Source organism: Nitrogeniibacter mangrovi (assembly GCF_010983895.1).
Lineage (GTDB): Bacteria > Pseudomonadota > Gammaproteobacteria > Burkholderiales > Rhodocyclaceae > Nitrogeniibacter > Nitrogeniibacter mangrovi.
The window spans coordinates 2,871,202-2,887,571 of the sequence record NZ_CP048836.1 but is presented as its reverse complement, the minus strand read 5'-3'; the positions used below and the strand labels follow the sequence as shown (position 1 = coordinate 2,887,571).

Here is a 16,370-nt window from a genome sequence, read left to right as displayed (position 1 = left end):
CGATCTATGTGTGGCATCGCCGGCTTGTTCGACCTGCAGGGGAAGCGCGAATTTTCGCGGGAACTGGTCACGCGCATGAGTGACGTCCAGTTCCATCGCGGCCCCGACGAAGGCGGCTATCACTTCGAGCCGGGCGTCGCGCTGGCGCATCGACGCCTGTCGATCATCGATCTGGCCACCGGCCAACAGCCGCTGTTCAACGAAGACGGCTCGGTGTGCGTGGTCTTCAACGGCGAGATCTACAATTTCCAGGAGCTGGTGCCCGAGCTCCAGGCCCTGGGCCACGTGTTCCATACCCACAGCGACACCGAGGTAATCGTCCATGCCTGGGAGGCCTGGGGCGAGGCCTGCGTCGAGCGCTTCCGCGGCATGTTCGCCTTCGCCTTGTGGGACCGCAATCGCGACATGCTGTTTCTTGCGCGCGACCGCCTGGGCGTCAAGCCGCTGTTCTACGCCCAGCTCGGCGACGGCAGCTTCGCCTTCGGCTCCGAGTTGAAAGTGCTCATGGCCCATCCGGCGCTGGACCGACGGATCGATCCCTTGGCGGTCGAAGAGTATTTCGCGCTCGGCTACGCGGCCGAGCCGCGCACCATCTTCAAGGGCGCGGCCAAGCTCGATCCGGGCCACACGCTGACCTTGCGTCGCGGTCAGCCGGTGCCGGCGAGCAAGCCCTACTGGGACGTGCGCTTCACCCTCGACAACCCGATCTCGTTCGAAGATGCGATGGCCGAACTGGACGCGCGGCTTCACGAGTCGATCCGACTGCGCATGATCTCTGAAGTGCCGCTGGGCGCCTTCCTGTCGGGCGGGGTCGATTCGAGCGCGGTGGTCGCCACCATGGCGGATCTGTCCACCGCGCCCGTCAATACCTGCTCGATTGCCTTCGACGATCCCGCCTTCAACGAATCGGCCTTTGCCGAGATGGTGGCGGGGCGGTACCACACCAATCATCATGTCGAGACGGTGAAGTCGGACGACTTCGACCTCATCGACACGCTCTCGTCCCTGTATGACGAGCCCTATGCGGACAGCTCGGCGATCCCCACCTACCGGGTGTGCGAGCTGGCGCGCAAGCATGTCACCGTGTCCCTGTCGGGCGACGGCGGCGACGAGAGCTTCGGCGGCTACCGTCGCTATCGCCTGCACCTGATGGAGCAGCGCATGCGCGACGCGCTGCCTTACGGGGTGCGGCGGCCGGTCTTCGGCCTGCTGGGGCGCCTGTACCCCAAGGCGGACTGGGCGCCGCGCGTGTTCCGCGCCAAGACGACCTTCCAGGCGCTCGCCCGCGATTCCGTCGAGGCCTACTTCCATTCGGTGTCCATCATCCGCGACGACATGCGCCGACGCCTGTTTTCGCCCGCGTTCCAGCGCGAACTGGCCGGTTACAACGGGCTCGAAGTGTTCCGCCGTCACGCGGCCAACGCCGGCACCGAGGATCCGCTCGCGCAGATCCAGTACCTCGATCTCAAGACCTATCTGGTGGGCGACATCAACACCAAGGTGGACCGGGCGAGCATGGCCCATTCGCTGGAGGTGCGCGAACCGCTCATGGATCACCCGCTGGTCGAATGGCTGGCCTCGCTGCCCAACGGCATGAAGATTCGCGGACAGGAAGGCAAGTACCTGTTCAAGAAGAGCCTCGAACCCCGCCTGCCGTCCGACGTGCTCTACCGTCCCAAGATGGGCTTCGCGGTGCCGCTGGCCCGCTGGTTCCGCGGCCCGCTCAAGGAGCGGGTCAAGACGGCGCTGTCCAGCGAGGTGATGGCGGACGCAGGAATCTTCGACATGGACGTGCTCGCCCGACTGGTGGCCGATCACCAGTCGGGGCGGCGCGACTACAGCGCGCCGCTGTGGACCTTGATGATGTTCGAGCGTTTCCTGCAGCGGGGTGTCGATGCCCCAGCCAACCCGGCGGGAGAGCGCTGACATGCGGGTTGTCCACGTTCTCGATCATTCCATCCCCTTGCACAGTGGATATACGTTCCGGACCGCCAACCTGCTCAAGGGGCAGCGTGCCCTGGGTTGGGAGACCTTTCATCTCACCTCCCCCAAGCAGGGCATGACCGATGCCTTGGTCGAGGAGGTCGACGGGCTGACCTTTCATCGCACTCCGGTGCCGGGTGTTTCGCTGCCCGTGCTTGGCGAGCTGGCGATGATGCGCGCGATCGAATCGCGTCTGGACGCACTGGTGGCGCAGCTTCGGCCGGACGTGATTCATGCGCACTCTCCCGTGCTCAATGCGCTGCCGGCGTTGAAGGTCGGTCGCCGTGCAGGGATTCCGGTGGTGTATGAAGTCCGGGCGTTCTGGGAAGATGCGGCGGTCGATCATGGGACGACACGGGAGAACAGTCTTCGTTATCGGCTTACCCGCGCGCTTGAGACGCGGGCGCTGAAACGGGCCGATCATGTGTTCACCATCTGCGAGGGCCTCAGAAACGACATGCTCGGCCGGGGTATTCCCGGCGCCAAGGTCACGGTGATTCCCAACGCGGTCAACGTCGACAGTTTCCAGATGGGCGGCGTGGCCGACGAGGCGCTCAAGTCGTCGTTGGGTCTGGCCGGCTGCGAAGTGATCGGCTTCATCGGATCGTTCTACGCATACGAAGGACTGGATTTGCTGCTCGAGGCCTTCTCGCGGCTTTCGGCACGGCGACCTTCCGCTCGGATGCTGCTTGTGGGAGGCGGCCCTCAGGAAGACAAGCTCAAACAACAGGCGAATGCACTGGGGATTGCGGACCGGGTCGTATTCACCGGTCGCGTGCCGCACGCCGAGGTTCAGCGATACTACGATCTCGTCGATGTGCTCGCTTATCCGCGCCACTCGATGCGCTTGACCGAACTGGTCACACCGCTCAAGCCACTCGAGGCCATGGCCCAGGGACGTATTTTCATTGCCTCCGACGTTGGCGGGCACAAGGAGCTGATTCGCGACGGCGAGACGGGCGTGCTGTTTCCGGCGGGCAACGCCGAGGCCTTGGCGGGGTCCATCGACGAGTTGTTCGCCCGTCGGAGCGCATGGGATGACATGCGCCAGGCAGGGCGCCGTTTTGTCGAAGATGTCCGTAACTGGACCAACAGCGTGGCCCAGTACGTTCCGGTCTATCAGGCGTTGACGGGGCGGAGCGGATGATGGGGTTTGACGGCTTGCGCATCGCTCTGGTCGGTCCGCTGCCGCCGCCAGCCGGTGGCATGGCGAATCAAACCCGTCAGCTGGCCGAGTTGCTCTCGAGCGAGGGCGCCCGGGTCGAACTGGTGCAGACCAACGCACCGTATCGTCCGGCCTGGGCCGGGCGGATGCGTGGTCTGCGGGCGCTGTTCCGGCTCGTTCCCTATCTGGTTCGCCTGTGGACATCGTTCGGACGCGCGGACGTCGCCCACGTGATGGCCAATTCCGGCTGGTCGTGGCATTTGTTCGCCGCGCCGGCGATCTGGGTCGCCCGTCTGCGTGGCGTGCCCGTGGTGGTCAACTACCGCGGTGGCGAGGCCGAATCGTTTCTCGAGCGTTCGGCCAACGCCGTGTCGAGAACCATGGCAAGAGCGGACGCGCTGGTCGTGCCGTCCGGATTTCTGGCGGGCATTTTCGACCGTTTCGGCATGACAAGCCGGATCGTTCCCAACATCATCGACGCGGCGCGTTTCCGGCCCGCGGATGCCGCTCGGGTGCGTGGCCACCACATCGTGATCGCGCGCAATCTGGAGAGCATCTACGGGATCGATGTGGCGCTGCGCGCCTTCGCCCGTGTGCGTGGGCGCGTGCCCGAGGCCTGGTTGTCCATCGCCGGGTCCGGTCCGCAGGCGGACGCATTGCGGGATCTGACCAACGCGCTGGCGTTGGCGGACGTCGTCCGTTTCACGGGGCGACTCGATCGAGACGAGATGGCGGCGCTCTATCGGAGCGCCGATGTCTCCCTCAATCCCAGCCATGTGGATAACATGCCCAACTCCGTTCTCGAGTCGATGGCCTGCGGGGTGCCGGTCGTATCCACCCGTGTCGGCGGCGTGCCGTTCATCGTCGAGGATGGCCGAACCGGGCTGTTGGTACCACCAGGCGACGACGAGGCGATGGCGAACGCGATCGTCGATGTGCTGACCGACCCGGCGTTGCACCAGAGCCTGTCAGTGGCAGGCATCGACGAAGTGCGGCGCTACGAATGGCCACAGGTACGCGCGCAGTGGCTGTCCGTTTACCGGAGTGTGTGCAAGGAGGCGGCGCCGGTGGCCGTTTCCGGCGCAAGGGGGAAGTGACCGTGGGGCTCTACACGAAGTTTGTTTCCAGTGTGCTGTTTCCGCTCCAGGAGCGGGCGAAAGCACATGATACGGTCAGGGTGCGGCACCAGATGGAATCCTCGCAGTGGTGGTCGCCAGAGCGCCTCGCGGCCTACCGACTCGAGCGTCTGCGCCGCTTCCTTTCCGATGTGGCCGGGCACTCACCATTCCATGCGCGCCGTTTCGCCGCGTCCGGACTCGTCCCGCAGACGCTCGACACCATCGAAGCGCTTCAGTGCCTGCCGTTCCTGACCAAGGCCGATATCCGCGCGCATACCGACGAGCTCCGGGCGGACGACGCACGCGATCTGGCGCGCTTCAACACCGGGGGCTCCAGCGGCGAACCGCTGATTTTCTATATCGGCAAGGAACGCGTCACCCATGATGTCGCGGCCAAATGGCGGGCGACCCGATGGTGGGACGTGGACATCGGCGATCGCGAGATTGTCGTCTGGGGTTCCCCGATCGAGCTGGGGGCTCAGGATCGGGTGCGCCTGATCCGGGATACTTTGATGCGGACCGAACTGCTGCCCGCGTTCGAAATGTCCGACGCCAAGCTGGATCAGTTTGTTGCGCGCATCCGTGAGCGGCGGCCGAAGATGCTTTTCGGCTATCCGTCGGCCATCAGCCATATCGCGAAGCACGCCCAGCGACGGGGCACTGCCTTGAACGATCTGGGGTTGAAGGTGGTGTTCGTCACCTCGGAGCGCTTGTATGAGCATCAGCGCGAGCTCATCGAATCGGCGTTCGGTTGTCCGGTGGCGAACGGATATGGCGGGCGCGATGCGGGTTTCATCGCCCATCAGTGCCCGTCCGGTAGCATGCATATCACCGCCGAGGACATCATCGTCGAGATCGTGTCCCCGGATGGGCGGGTGCTTCCGGCGGGGGAGTCCGGTGAAATCGTGGTGACCCACATGGCCACCCGGGATTTCCCCTTCATTCGGTATCGTACCGGCGATGTCGGGGTGCTCGACGACCGGCCCTGTGCATGCGGGCGCGGGTTGCCGGTGCTCAAGGAAATCCAGGGGCGAAGCACCGATTTCGTGATCGCGCAGGACGGCACGGTCATGCATGGCCTGTCGCTCATCTATATCTTGCGAGACATCCCCACCGTGGCCGAATTCAAGATCGTCCAGGAGTCTCGTGAGCTGACTCAGGTCTTCGTTCGGCCGGGCGCCGGTTTTGGATCCAGCGAGCAGCATCGGATCCGGGAGGGGCTCCAGGCGCGGTTGGGTGCCGGGGTTCAGATCGATGTGCGCGTGGTCGACGCGATCCCGGCGGAGAAGTCGGGAAAGTTCAGATACGTGGTCAGCAAGATCGCGGCGTGATGTGGGTAGATTGAGACCGAGCAAGTGAGAGATATCCTCGTAACCCTGCTGTTTCTCGTGGGTGCCTTCGCGGCACTCAAGCGGCCCTTCATCGGCGCCTTGCTGTGGGTCTGGATCGGCTTGATGAACCCCCATCGATTGGGTTGGGGGTTTGCCTATGATCTGCCGTTTGCACTTGTGGCGGCTGCGGTGACATTCCTGGGGATCTTCTTCCATTCGAAGGATTTCAAGTGGCTGGGGGGCGGTCCGGTCCGGGTGCTCATCCTGCTGTTGCTATGGATGTGTGTGACGACCGCGTCGGCAATCCTGGTGGAGGCGAGCCTCGACAAGTTCGTTGATGTCCTGAAGGTATTGGTGATGACGCTCTTGGTTGGATCTCTCGTCATCACCCGGAAGCAGATCATTGCCTTTATCATCGTGGTCACCGGATCGATCGCGTTCTTTGGCGTCAAAGGGGGCATTTTCACGATCCTTACCGGTGGGGCCTTTCGCGTTTGGGGACCGCCCAACAGCCTGGTGAACGGAAACAACGAACTGGCCTTGGCCTTGGTCATCACGATTCCGTTCATGTATTTCCTCGCCAAGGAGGTCCATCTCCTCCGCGAAATCCCGTTACTCAGAAAGATCAGCTCATCCACGATGAAAATGCTTGTTTATGCAAGCATTGTTCTATGTACCGTTGCTGCGATCGGCAGCCAGTCCCGGGGGGCGTTTCTCGCAATCGTCGCCATGGGGGCGCTGCTGTGGTGGCGAAGCAAGTCGAAGTTGAGTCTCGGCGTCGCACTGATCGTGGTTGCTCCGGCGCTGTTCTTCTTCATGCCTCAGGAGTGGCTGGATCGCATGCAGACGATCGAGACCTACCAGCAGGACAGCTCGGCGCTGGGGCGGCTCGCCGCGTGGCACATGGCCATCAATATCGCGAACGATCGTGTGACGGGCGCTGGGTTTGCCACGGCGAATCCTGTCGTTTATTCCTTGTATGCACCGGAAGCCAAGGAGACGCTCGTCGCCCACAGTATCTATTTTCAAATACTGGGCGATCACGGATACATTGGCCTTTCGCTCTACTTGCTCTTTTGGTGGCTGACCTACCGGGCGGCCATTCGATTGCGGAAGATCGGTGCGCAACATGAGGAACTGGCCTGGGTGCATACATTGGGGAGCATGGCCACTGTCAGCATTGCCGGTTTCGCCGTGGGCGGGGCTTTCCTCTCGCTGGCGTATTGGGACATGCCCTACTACATCATGGTGATCCTGCTGGTCACCGAGCGGTACGCCAAAAGCGTCATCGCACGTCCTGTGCTTGCGGAATCCAATGAGCGTGAAGCCAATGGGCAATTTGCCGTGGGGCATCAAAGAGCCCCCGAACATGGGTAGTGCCTCCCGGCGTGATTGCCGGACGTCTGCGCCTGCACCGAACGAAAAGCGTGCGGGGCTCGCTAGGATGCGTTTACTGCGGACAGGCTGCGAATAGGATTTACCCGGCATGTGCTGCCTTGACCATGCCTCCGGTTGCGTTGATTGACCTACGCCGCGCTTGATCCTCGATGGTCACAGGCATATTGCCGAAATTCGAATATGTTCAAACATCTTTTCTCCAGATTGTCCCCGAATGGCCCCAACGGGCGCGTGTCGATCTTCATATTCCATCGTGTGCTCGGCCAGAAGGACTTGAATCGGTACCTCGTGCCTTCCGTCGACGAGTTCGATCGCATGCTGGGCTGGATCGGGGCCTGGTTCGACGTCATCCCCCTGTCCAGTGCGATGCGCATGTTGGGCGAGGGGCGTCTGCCCCGGAGGGCGGCGTGCATCACCTTCGACGACGGATATGCCGACAATTATCTGAATGCGCTGCCGGTGCTGGAAAAGCATGGCATGCATGCCACCTTCTTCGTGACCTCGGGGTATCTGGACGGCGGAATCATGTGGAATGACGTGGTGTCCCATTCGATCTTCGATACGGCGCTCGAGTCGATCGATCTGTCCGATGTCGGGCTCGGATCGTGTGCCTTGGCAACGCGCGCGGACCGGATCGGCGTTGTCGGCAAGATCAACAAGGCGGCCAAATACATGGCGTACGACGCGCGGGCGGAGTATGTGTCGAACCTTGCAACGCGTTGTGGTGTTTCGCTTCCATCGTCGCTGATGATGAGTTCGGATCAATTGCGCAAGCTGGCGGAGGTGATGGAGATCGGCGCTCATACCGTCACCCATCCGATTCTGGCCAAGTTATCGAGCGAGCAGGCTTTGTCGGAAATCCGGGATGGCAAGGTGGCGCTCGAACGCGTGCTTGGCAAGCCCGTCGACCTGTTCGCCTATCCGAACGGTCGACCCGGGAAAGACTATTTGGATGAGCATGTCCAAATGGCTAGGGAAATTGGTTTTTTCGGAGCTGTCAGTACCACACCTGGCGTAGCATCGATTGAGTCTGATCTTTTTCAGTTGCCGCGATTTACGCCCTGGGCGACCGGTAAATTGAAGTTCGGCGCTCAGCTAGCACAGAATATGTTGCGCTCTTCTGAGTGAAAAAGGCCTTAACATGAGTCGCGTGAAGCAAGCTGTCCTCCGCGTAGGAAAGCTCTTGGGGCTTTTCGAGATTGCCAGGCGCCTGACGCGAAAGCACCTCAGGATTCTTTGTTATCACGGCATATGGCTCGGACCGCGCCCACATTTTGGAGACTGTCTTTTCATGAGCGAGAAGACATTCCATGAGCGACTCGATTTTCTCGAGCGCGCGGGATACCGGGTGCTTCCCCTGGACGAAGCCATCGATCGCCACCGAGCCGGTACCATCCAGCCCGACGAAGTTGCGGTCACCATTGACGACGGGTGGCGGGGGACAGGCGAGGTCATGCTGCCCGAGTTCGTCCGGCGCAAGATGCCCGCCACCTTGTATGTAACGACCTACTATGTGGCAAACGAGCAGCCCGTCCTGAATGTGCTGGTTCGATATCTCGTCGAGCGATGGTCGCGCGAACAGCCACAGCCAGGGACGGGCGGGGCGGCTGAAGAAGAAAGACGAATCACCGAGCTGCTCGGCCGGCTCCGAAGAGACAAGGCATGGCCGGCCAGGGCGCGAGAGCTCTCCCGAATCGTCGAAGAGCTGGGCGTGAACGTGTCGGTGGTGGATCTGTGCAACGCCTTCCGCCTGATGACGTCTGGAGACGTCAGGGCGGCAAGCGAGCACGGCATCGACGTTCAACTCCATACCCACACGCATTCCCTGCACGATCAGACCGCCGCGCCGGTTCGTCGGGAGATTGCCACAAACCGGCAGGTGCTCGCCGACATGTTGAGCACGCCGGAAGCCCGCCTTCGCCACTTCTGCTACCCCAGTGGTGTGTACTCCGAAGCGGTATTTCCCGTGCTGAGGGAACTGAACGTGCGTTCGGCAACGACCACCGAGGTCGGCATCAATCCTCCGGGAGCCCATCCCTATGCCCTGAAACGCATCCTGGATTGCGAGTCCATGTCCGAGATCGAACTCGAGGCACATTTGTCCGGGTTCATGTCGATTGCCCAAAAGGCGAGGGCACTGTTCAGGCCGAGAGCCTAGGAGATGGTGGGCGGTATGTTGCTGCGGGTGCTCCGTCGTGTGTTGAAATCGCGCCCGATCCAGTGGGTGTACTCGGATCATGTCCTCGGTATTTTTTCGCTTGATTGTCGAGCCGCCGAATGTGCGCCGCATCCGGATGTTCACCGGAATGTCGAGCGAGACCTCGACCAGTTCGAGCAGACCGAGCGCTGGCTGACTCGCGCCGCGTTCCTTCAGGAGGCGCGTCACCGGATCGATCAGGGCGTCTGGTGCTATAGCTGTGCGAACGGGGGGCGTTTGGAACACTATTGTTGGGTCAATCCGTGCCAGGACAGCGCCTGGTTCCCGTTTGTCAGTCAGCGTTATGATTTTCCGCCGCGCTCGACGGTTTTGTACAACGCCTACACGCATCCTGCGGCGCGAGGTAAGGGACTGTACCGAAAGGTTCTCGAGACGATCTGCGCGGATGCTCGCGACGTGACGGGGGCCCAGCACGTTTTCGCGGCGGTGGAGAATGGCAATGTGGTCTCTGAAAATGCCCTTCGTGCCGTGGGGTTTCGATGTGTCGATCGATTGCGGCGCCGGATGCGCTTCGGGCGTGTGACGCTGTCGCGCCTCTCATGCTAGGACCGGCGTCCCGATAACAAGCCAAAAAGAGCTAGAAATTCATGAACATTGTCAGCAGGTCGGCGTTCCCCGTGCTCGTCACCGATGTGCATGCCATCGGGATGATTGGTGTGGTCAGGGCGCTCGGTGGTGCGGGGTATCCTGTCATCGCATGTGACGCCGAAGAGGACGCGCTCGGCTTTTCATCGAACTTCGTCAGGCAGGCACTGGTTTGCCCGCCATATGGACGTCACGACTTCATCGAATGGCTGCGAGACGTGATCGTGGATCACGGCATTCGCGCCATTATTCCGAGCGAAGGTTTCCTCGTCGCCGTTCGTGCCCATTACGACGAATTTTCGCACCTGATGCCGACACCGTCGCGGGCGTCTCTGGTCTATGACTGCCTGAGCAAGACCGCCGTGATCGGCAAATTCATCGAAGCGCAGCAAACGGCGCATCTGCCCACGACCTATCTGATCCAGGCGGAACAGGAACTTCCGACCGAGGCGGAACTGGCGACGTTGTCGTTCCCTCTCTTCGTCAAGGGCGATGCGGCAGACGCCAGGGAAGAGCGCGGCGGTTTCGTCTGCGCCGTGCAGTCCGCTGGTGAGGCATGTCGTCTGGTCCGGGAACGTCTTGTGGACTTTCGGCGCATCCTCGTCCAGGCCTTTGTTCCAGGAGTGGGTGTGGGCGCGCATTTTTTTGTCAAAAATGGCGCCATTAAGCAAGAGTTTATGACTCGATGTATTCACGAAGTTCCCCATACCGGTGGGTATTGTTCTCTACGTGGAGCTTGGTGGAACGATGAAATAATGCGAGACGCTAGAGCCAAGGTTCTTTGTCTTGGATGGGAGGGCGTTTCGATGCTTGAATATCGATGGGACAAATTTAGTGGCAAGTTTTGGTTTGTCGAACTGAACCCGAGATTTTGGGCATCTTTGCATGTGGCGCTGTACAGCGGAATTAACTTTCCAGTTCTCCTCGTGGACAGCGCAAGGGGCGCTACCGTTTCAGTGTCATCGCCTCAGGTTAGGCCAGTTTTCGTGAGGTACACATTCCCTTTTGATGTTGGCTACGTTGTTTCGCGAATTAGAGACAAAAGGCTGCCATTTTTACAAAAAGCAAAAAGCGTCGCGGAATGGTTTTTGCTCTTTTTTGATTTTCGCGTTCGATCTGATCTCCTTTTTCCGGGCGATAGAATGTTGTATTTAATTCAATTCTATAGATTTATTAAGTCTCTTGTTGTTAGGGGTGGGTCTTAGATCCTGTTGATCTTGATTTCGAAAAGTATTTCAATTCATTTTGGTTGAATTTTCATGGGTAAGCGTCACGATAATTCTCTATATTCTCAGGAAGAAATTGGTGTATCTTCTGCTTGTGTTGAACTTAAATTGGCCGAATTCTGGAAGTTTTACATTAGTGGCCGGCGCGAAGGAGGTTATGCGAATTTCGGAAATGAACTCAAAAGCCTTGGCGAAATTGCAGCCCTATTTAATGGAGAGGAATTTTGTAGATTAGCTCTCGGGTATTTTATTGATAAGTTTGATTTCAAAAATACAAATTTAGATCTTCCTGGATATTTTAAAGATGTTTATGAGAGGGAGTTTTCCAGGATGAAGAAAAATATGAATCCCGGTTCTGGGTTTTCTTTCTCGTTGGGCAATGATCGCTTTGTGAAAGATCTTGCTATTGCTGGCGGACGGCTAATTCCAATTGGGCCCGGGCTGGTAGAGGTGGGTGGCTTTCCGCGGCGACTCTTGTGGTCGGGAGGTATAAGACAATTCTTCAAATTTGCTAAATTCTATTTTCTAAGAGCAAGAAGAAATTTTCCCTATTTGGAAATTCATACTCACCTGGAAAATGTTCAAGAGTTCAACGAACTAGGATGGAAAGACGCGTACTATAAAGTCGCGGATATCCTTTCTATGAATTCTTTTTTGAGGGGCGTTTTTCGTGGAAGTTGGTTTGTTGATCCGGTAATTTCGAAAATTTGCCCTCATCTTTCATATATTCGAGATTTTCCAGTCAGTTGGGGTGCTGAGAGTTTCTATTATTCCACGGAAGGTGGGTCTTCCGATGCCATTTCGAGCTCGAAAACTCGAAGAAGGTTGTTTGAAGAGAATAAGTATGAGCCGAAAGTGTATGTGCTTATTTGGCCGAGGCTTAGTATTCTTCGGTTCGCGAAGAAGCCGCGAGGGGTATGTTTTTCTTCTCCTGATTCTTATGGCTTTCGAAATGACATCTAGAATGGGAATCGCATTGGGGTAAGAGTTATAACAAGTGCGGCGTAGAGCAGGCTCATGGGCAGCCCCGAACGCACGAAATCGAGTGTCCGATAGCGCCCCGGCGAATACACCATCAGGTGGGTCTGGTAGCCCGAGGGCATCATGAAGGCCGCGCTCGCGCCGTAGGCGACGACCATCACGAAGGGCGTCGGGTCGGCGCCGAAGGCGCGGGCGGTGCTCAGCGCGATGGGGAAGGCGAGGGCGGCGGCGGCGTTGTTGGTGACGCATTCGGTGAGAATCACCGTCATCAGGTAGATACCGACAAAGGCGCCCCACACGCCGTGGCCGTGGAACACCGCTTTGACCGCGTCGGTGATCAGGTCGGCGCCGCCGGAGGATTCGAGCGAACGGGCGATGGCCAGTGCGCCGCCCACGACGAGGACGAGTTCGAAGGGAAAGCGGCGGCGGATCTCGCCCATCGTCAGGGTGCGTGTGGCGATCAGGGCGCCGAGCATCAGGAGCAGGCCGGCGAACAAGGGAAGGATGCCGGCGGTGGCCAGCGCGATCACCAGGGCGAAGCCGCCCAGGGACCAGGCGGTCTGGATGTTCGACAGTTTGGGATGCAGCGGGGCGCCGCCGACCACATGGAAGTTGCGCGTGAGGTTGCGGTGCTGCGCGAAATCCTTGCCCACCGCCAGCAACAGGGCGTCGCCGACCCGCAGCGGGATGCGGCCGAGCTGGCCGGTCAGGCGTTTTTCCCCGCGGCGGATGCCGACCACACCGGCGTCGAACATGGTGCGGAAATCCACCTCGCGCAAGGTGCGGTTGGCCAGCTCCGATTCGTTCGAGATCACCACTTCGACCAGATTGGAGCGCAACAGCGCGTCGGCGCGGGTGCCGAACACCTGCAGCCCGGGAAAGCGCTCGATGACGTGCATCTTGTCTACTTCGCCGGTAAAGATCAGGGTGTCGTCGGCTTCGAGCACCTCTTCCGGCGTGACCGGAGAGATCAGGCGTCCGTCGCGCATGATCTCGACCAGGAACAGGCCTTCGAGGTTGCGCAGCGCGTTCTGTTCGATGCTCTTGCCGATGAGCGGCGACGTGGTGCCGACCCGGGCCTCGAGAAAGTAGTCCTGGCGGCCGTGGTGGTTGCGTTGCCCCCGGTCCGGCAGCCATCGGGCCAGGACGCCGAGCAGCAGGATGCAGGCCACCGCTACGGGGACGCCGACCCACGCCATCTGGAACATGCCGATTGGCTCGAGCCCGGCACGCACCGCGAAGGAGTTGACCACCAGGTTGGTGGACGTGCCCACCAGCGTGGTGATGCCGCCCAGCACCGCAGCGTAGGAGAGCGGCAGGAGCAGCTTCGACGGTGGGTGGGTGCGCTGGTTGCTGACCGTGCCCAGCAAGGCGCTGACGACCGCAGTGTTGTTGAGGAAGGCGGAGGCCAGCGCGGTGACGGCCGACAGCTTGAAGACGGCGGGACCGGTACGGCCGTTGATGAGCTTGCGAAAGGCAATCTCGAGGATGGGCGCGCGCTCGAGCACCAGGGAGACGATCATCAGCAAAACCAGCACCGCGAGGCCGGGGTTGGCATAGCTGGTGAGCAAGGTCTCCTGGTCGATGAGCCCCAGCACATGGAAGCCGCCCGCCCAGACGGAGAACAGCAGCATGGGGGGAAACCGGCCATGCACGAGCAGGGCGAGCAAGGTCCCGAGCGAAATCAGGACGGCGTGGGCAGGATCCATCGTGAATGTCGGAACGGATTCGCTCAGGCGGCCTTGGCGACGAAATGCGGGTTGTCGAAGCCGGGTTTGCCATAACCCAGCGGCGCGTCATCCAGCGTCGTCAGCCTGCCGCCGGCAGCCGCAAGCACCGCATGACCGGCGGCGATGTCCCACTCCATGGTCCGGCCCAGGCGCGGATACAGGTCGGCCTCGCCGGCTGCCACCAGGCAGATCTTGAGCGAAGAGCCGGCGCTCTTCAGTTCGGCCACCTTGTAGGGCGCGAGGAAGGCGTCGAGGGCGGAGGCGTCGCCGTGGGAGCGGCTCGCCACGACCGTGACGCCGGCTTGGGGCGGCGTACGCACCTGGATGGGACGGCGGCCGGCCTCGTCCTCGACCCAGGCGCCCACGCCCACCGCACCGCCGAACAGCCGGCCCAGCGCCGGCGCCAGCACCACGCCGAGGACGGGCTGACCGTGCTCGATCAGGGCGATGTTGACGGTGAACTCGCCGTTGCGGTTGATGAACTCCTTGGTGCCGTCGAGCGGATCGACGAGCCAGAAGCGCTCGGCCACCTCGGGGATCTTGCCGGCGGCCACGGCTTCTTCGGCGACCACGGGTGTGCCCGGCAGGATCGCCTCGAGCGCCGGCAGGATGAGGGCTTCGGCCTGCTCGTCGGCTTCGGTGACCGGGGAGCTGTCGTCCTTGCCGCGTACCTCGAAGTCGGTGCGGTAGATGTCGAGGATCACGTCACCCGCGCGACGGATGACGGGAATGAGTGCTTCGAGCAGCGCGGCGCGGTCCGTCATGGTGAAACTCCATCGATATGTATCATGCTAATAAATATTTAACAGCACATTGGCTGGTTTGTTTGTTTAATATATCACCATGCCAACGTATTGCGTGACATGAACGCCAGTCCACGATCCCTTGCTGCACTCAATGCCACCCGCCGACGCGCGGTGGAGCTGCGTCGACAGGGGCGCACGCTCGCCGATGTGGCGCGGGCGACCGGCTTGTCGGCGCCGACCATCATTGCCGCCTGCAAGGCCTTCGATGCCGGCGGCTGGGCAGCGGTGGACGTGGGTCGTCGGGGTCGCCGCGCGGGCTCGGGCACGCGCATCCCCGCGCAGCGGGACGTGAACATCCGGGATGCCCTGTTTGCCGCGGGCGATGCGCCCGTCGACGGGGGCGCCGGGCTGTGGGACTATCCGGCCCTGTGCCGCTGGCTGGAGGCGACGTTCGGTATCGCGCTGACGCCCCGTACGGCGGCCCGTCATGCCGCGCGCTGGGGGCTGAGCGCGCCCGATCTTCAGGACAACTGGCGTCAGGCGCAGGGCGAGTCCGCGCGGGCATGGGGCGAGACCGTGTTCGCACCGCTCGTGGCCCGGGCGAAGCAGGAAGGGGCGGAGCTGCTGTGGGCGTCGATTGTCGCGGTCGAGCGGACACATGTCATGCTCTACGCCCATGACCGGCGTGGCAAGCTGCGCTGGATACTGCGGCCAGCGCCCTTGCGCAGCGACGACATTAAAGAATTCATGACGCGATTGATCGGGGCGGCCGGGCGCAAGATCCACCTGCTGTGGCACGGGCCCCGTCTCGATACCATCGCCGATATCGGCCCGTGGCTCCAGCGCATGGCCGGGCGCATCGACATCCATCCGCTACCGGCCCGCTGGCAGGCGCCGGGCCATCTCAACGCGCCCGCGGCCGCGGGTTCGACGAACAGCGAAACCGTCACGAGGACTCCCATGACGCTCACCCATCTGCAGCGGCTCGAAGCCGAAAGCATCCACATCATGCGCGAGGTCGTCGCCGAAGCCGACAACCCCGTCATGCTGTACTCCATCGGCAAGGACAGCGCCGTGATGCTGCACCTGGCCATGAAGGCCTTCCACCCGGCCAAGCCGCCGTTTCCGCTGCTGCATGTGGATACGCAGTGGAAGTTCCGGGAGATGTATGCCTTCCGCGACCGGATCGTCAAGGATCTGGGGGTGGACCTGCTGGTGCACATCAATCCGGAAGGGGCGGAGAAGGGTATCAACCCGTTCACCCACGGATCGGCCATCCATACCGACATCATGAAGACCGAGGGGCTCAAGCAGGCGCTCGACAAGTACGGCTTCGATGCCGCCTTCGGCGGCGCGCGTCGCGACGAGGAGAAATCGCGCGCCAAGGAACGCATCTTCTCGTTCCGCACCGCGCAGCACCGCTGGGACCCGAAGAACCAGCGCCCGGAGCTGTGGAAGCTCTACAACGCGCGCAAGCACAAGGGTGAATCCATGCGCGTGTTCCCGCTCTCCAACTGGACCGAACTGGACATCTGGCAATACATCTACCTGGAGAACATCCCCATCGTGCCGCTGTACTACGCGGCCGAGCGCCCGGTGGTGGAGCGCGACGGCACCCTGATCATGGTGGACGACGAGCGCATGCCGCTCAAACCGGGCGAGGTGCCGATGATGAAGATGGTGCGCTTCCGCACCCTGGGCTGCTATCCGCTCACCGGCGCGGTCGAGTCCGCGGCGGACACGCTGCCCGCCATCATCCAGGAGATGCTCCTGACCAAGACCTCCGAGCGCCAGGGCCGGGTCATCGACCACGATTCCGCCGCGTCGATGGAAAAGAAAAAACAGGAAGGGTACTTCTGATGGCACCCACGCCGGCACGGCCGCTCTCC

The 16,370-nt window shown here is 61.3% G+C and carries 13 protein-coding genes; 11 read left to right on the top strand and 2 right to left on the bottom strand.

The annotated features are described in order from the left end of the window. Positions 1 to 6 precede the first annotated feature (6 nt). From G3580_RS13425 to G3580_RS13380, 10 genes are all read left to right on the top strand, one after another. Entirely contained in the window at positions 7 to 1,926 is a 1,920-nt protein-coding gene (locus G3580_RS13425; RefSeq protein ID WP_173766292.1) for an XrtA/PEP-CTERM system amidotransferase, read from the top strand. 1 nt (position 1,927) lies between these two features. Next, positions 1,928 to 3,130 carry a TIGR04063 family PEP-CTERM/XrtA system glycosyltransferase gene (locus G3580_RS13420; protein WP_173766290.1) on the top strand — a complete coding sequence of 401 codons (1,203 nt, stop codon included), beginning with the start codon at positions 1,928 to 1,930 and terminating at the stop codon, positions 3,128 to 3,130. Beyond that, positions 3,127 to 4,245 carry a glycosyltransferase family 4 protein gene (locus G3580_RS13415; RefSeq protein WP_228720668.1) on the top strand — a complete coding sequence of 373 codons (1,119 nt, stop codon included), beginning with the start codon at positions 3,127 to 3,129 and terminating at the stop codon, positions 4,243 to 4,245. Before G3580_RS13420 ends, G3580_RS13415 begins: the two co-directional genes overlap by 4 nt. Positions 4,246 to 4,247: 2 nt before the next feature. Further along, positions 4,248 to 5,597: a phenylacetate--CoA ligase family protein gene (locus G3580_RS13410; protein ID WP_228720667.1), complete on the top strand. Its 1,350-nt coding sequence runs from the start codon at positions 4,248 to 4,250 to the stop codon at positions 5,595 to 5,597. Positions 5,598 to 5,621: 24 nt separating this feature from the next. Then, positions 5,622 to 6,974 (top strand): putative O-glycosylation ligase, exosortase A system-associated, encoded by a 1,353-nt coding sequence (locus G3580_RS13405; protein WP_173766286.1) that lies wholly within the window; start codon positions 5,622 to 5,624, stop codon positions 6,972 to 6,974. Positions 6,975 to 7,175: 201 nt separating this feature from the next. After that, positions 7,176 to 8,123, top strand: a complete 948-nt coding sequence (locus G3580_RS13400) for a polysaccharide deacetylase family protein (protein ID WP_173766284.1) — start codon at positions 7,176 to 7,178, stop codon at positions 8,121 to 8,123. A 163-nt stretch (positions 8,124 to 8,286) separates the two neighbouring features. Beyond that, a complete protein-coding gene (locus G3580_RS13395) occupies positions 8,287 to 9,153 on the top strand; it encodes a polysaccharide deacetylase family protein (protein ID WP_173766282.1) in 867 nt (288 codons plus the stop codon). A 15-nt stretch (positions 9,154 to 9,168) separates the two neighbouring features. Beyond that, entirely contained in the window at positions 9,169 to 9,759 is a 591-nt protein-coding gene (locus G3580_RS13390; protein WP_173766280.1) for a GNAT family N-acetyltransferase, read from the top strand. A gap of 41 nt (positions 9,760 to 9,800) precedes the next feature. Then, positions 9,801 to 11,003, top strand: coding sequence for a hypothetical protein (locus tag G3580_RS13385; RefSeq protein ID WP_173766278.1), 1,203 nt, complete (start codon positions 9,801 to 9,803; stop codon positions 11,001 to 11,003). A 54-nt stretch (positions 11,004 to 11,057) separates the two neighbouring features. Next, the gene (locus G3580_RS13380) at positions 11,058 to 11,987 is read left to right on the top strand and encodes a hypothetical protein (RefSeq protein ID WP_173766276.1); all 930 of its coding nucleotides are present in this window, start codon (positions 11,058 to 11,060) and stop codon (positions 11,985 to 11,987) included. Here the strand turns inward: G3580_RS13380 and G3580_RS13375 are convergent. Both G3580_RS13375 and cysQ read right to left on the bottom strand, forming a co-directional pair. Beyond that, on the bottom strand, positions 11,984 to 13,714 hold the full coding sequence (locus tag G3580_RS13375; protein WP_173766275.1) for an SLC13 family permease: 1,731 nt from the start codon (positions 13,712 to 13,714) through the stop codon (positions 11,984 to 11,986). The genes G3580_RS13380 and G3580_RS13375 overlap by 4 nt on opposite strands. A 23-nt stretch (positions 13,715 to 13,737) precedes the next feature. Then, entirely contained in the window at positions 13,738 to 14,499 is a 762-nt protein-coding gene (gene cysQ, locus G3580_RS13370; protein ID WP_173766273.1) for a 3'(2'),5'-bisphosphate nucleotidase CysQ, read from the bottom strand. Between the two features lie 99 nt (positions 14,500 to 14,598). Here cysQ and cysD point away from each other — a divergent pair, with 99 nt between their 5' ends. Next, on the top strand, positions 14,599 to 16,341 hold the full coding sequence (gene cysD / locus G3580_RS20390) for a sulfate adenylyltransferase subunit CysD (RefSeq protein WP_173766271.1): 1,743 nt from the start codon (positions 14,599 to 14,601) through the stop codon (positions 16,339 to 16,341). The last annotated feature ends 29 nt before the right edge of the window (positions 16,342 to 16,370 follow it).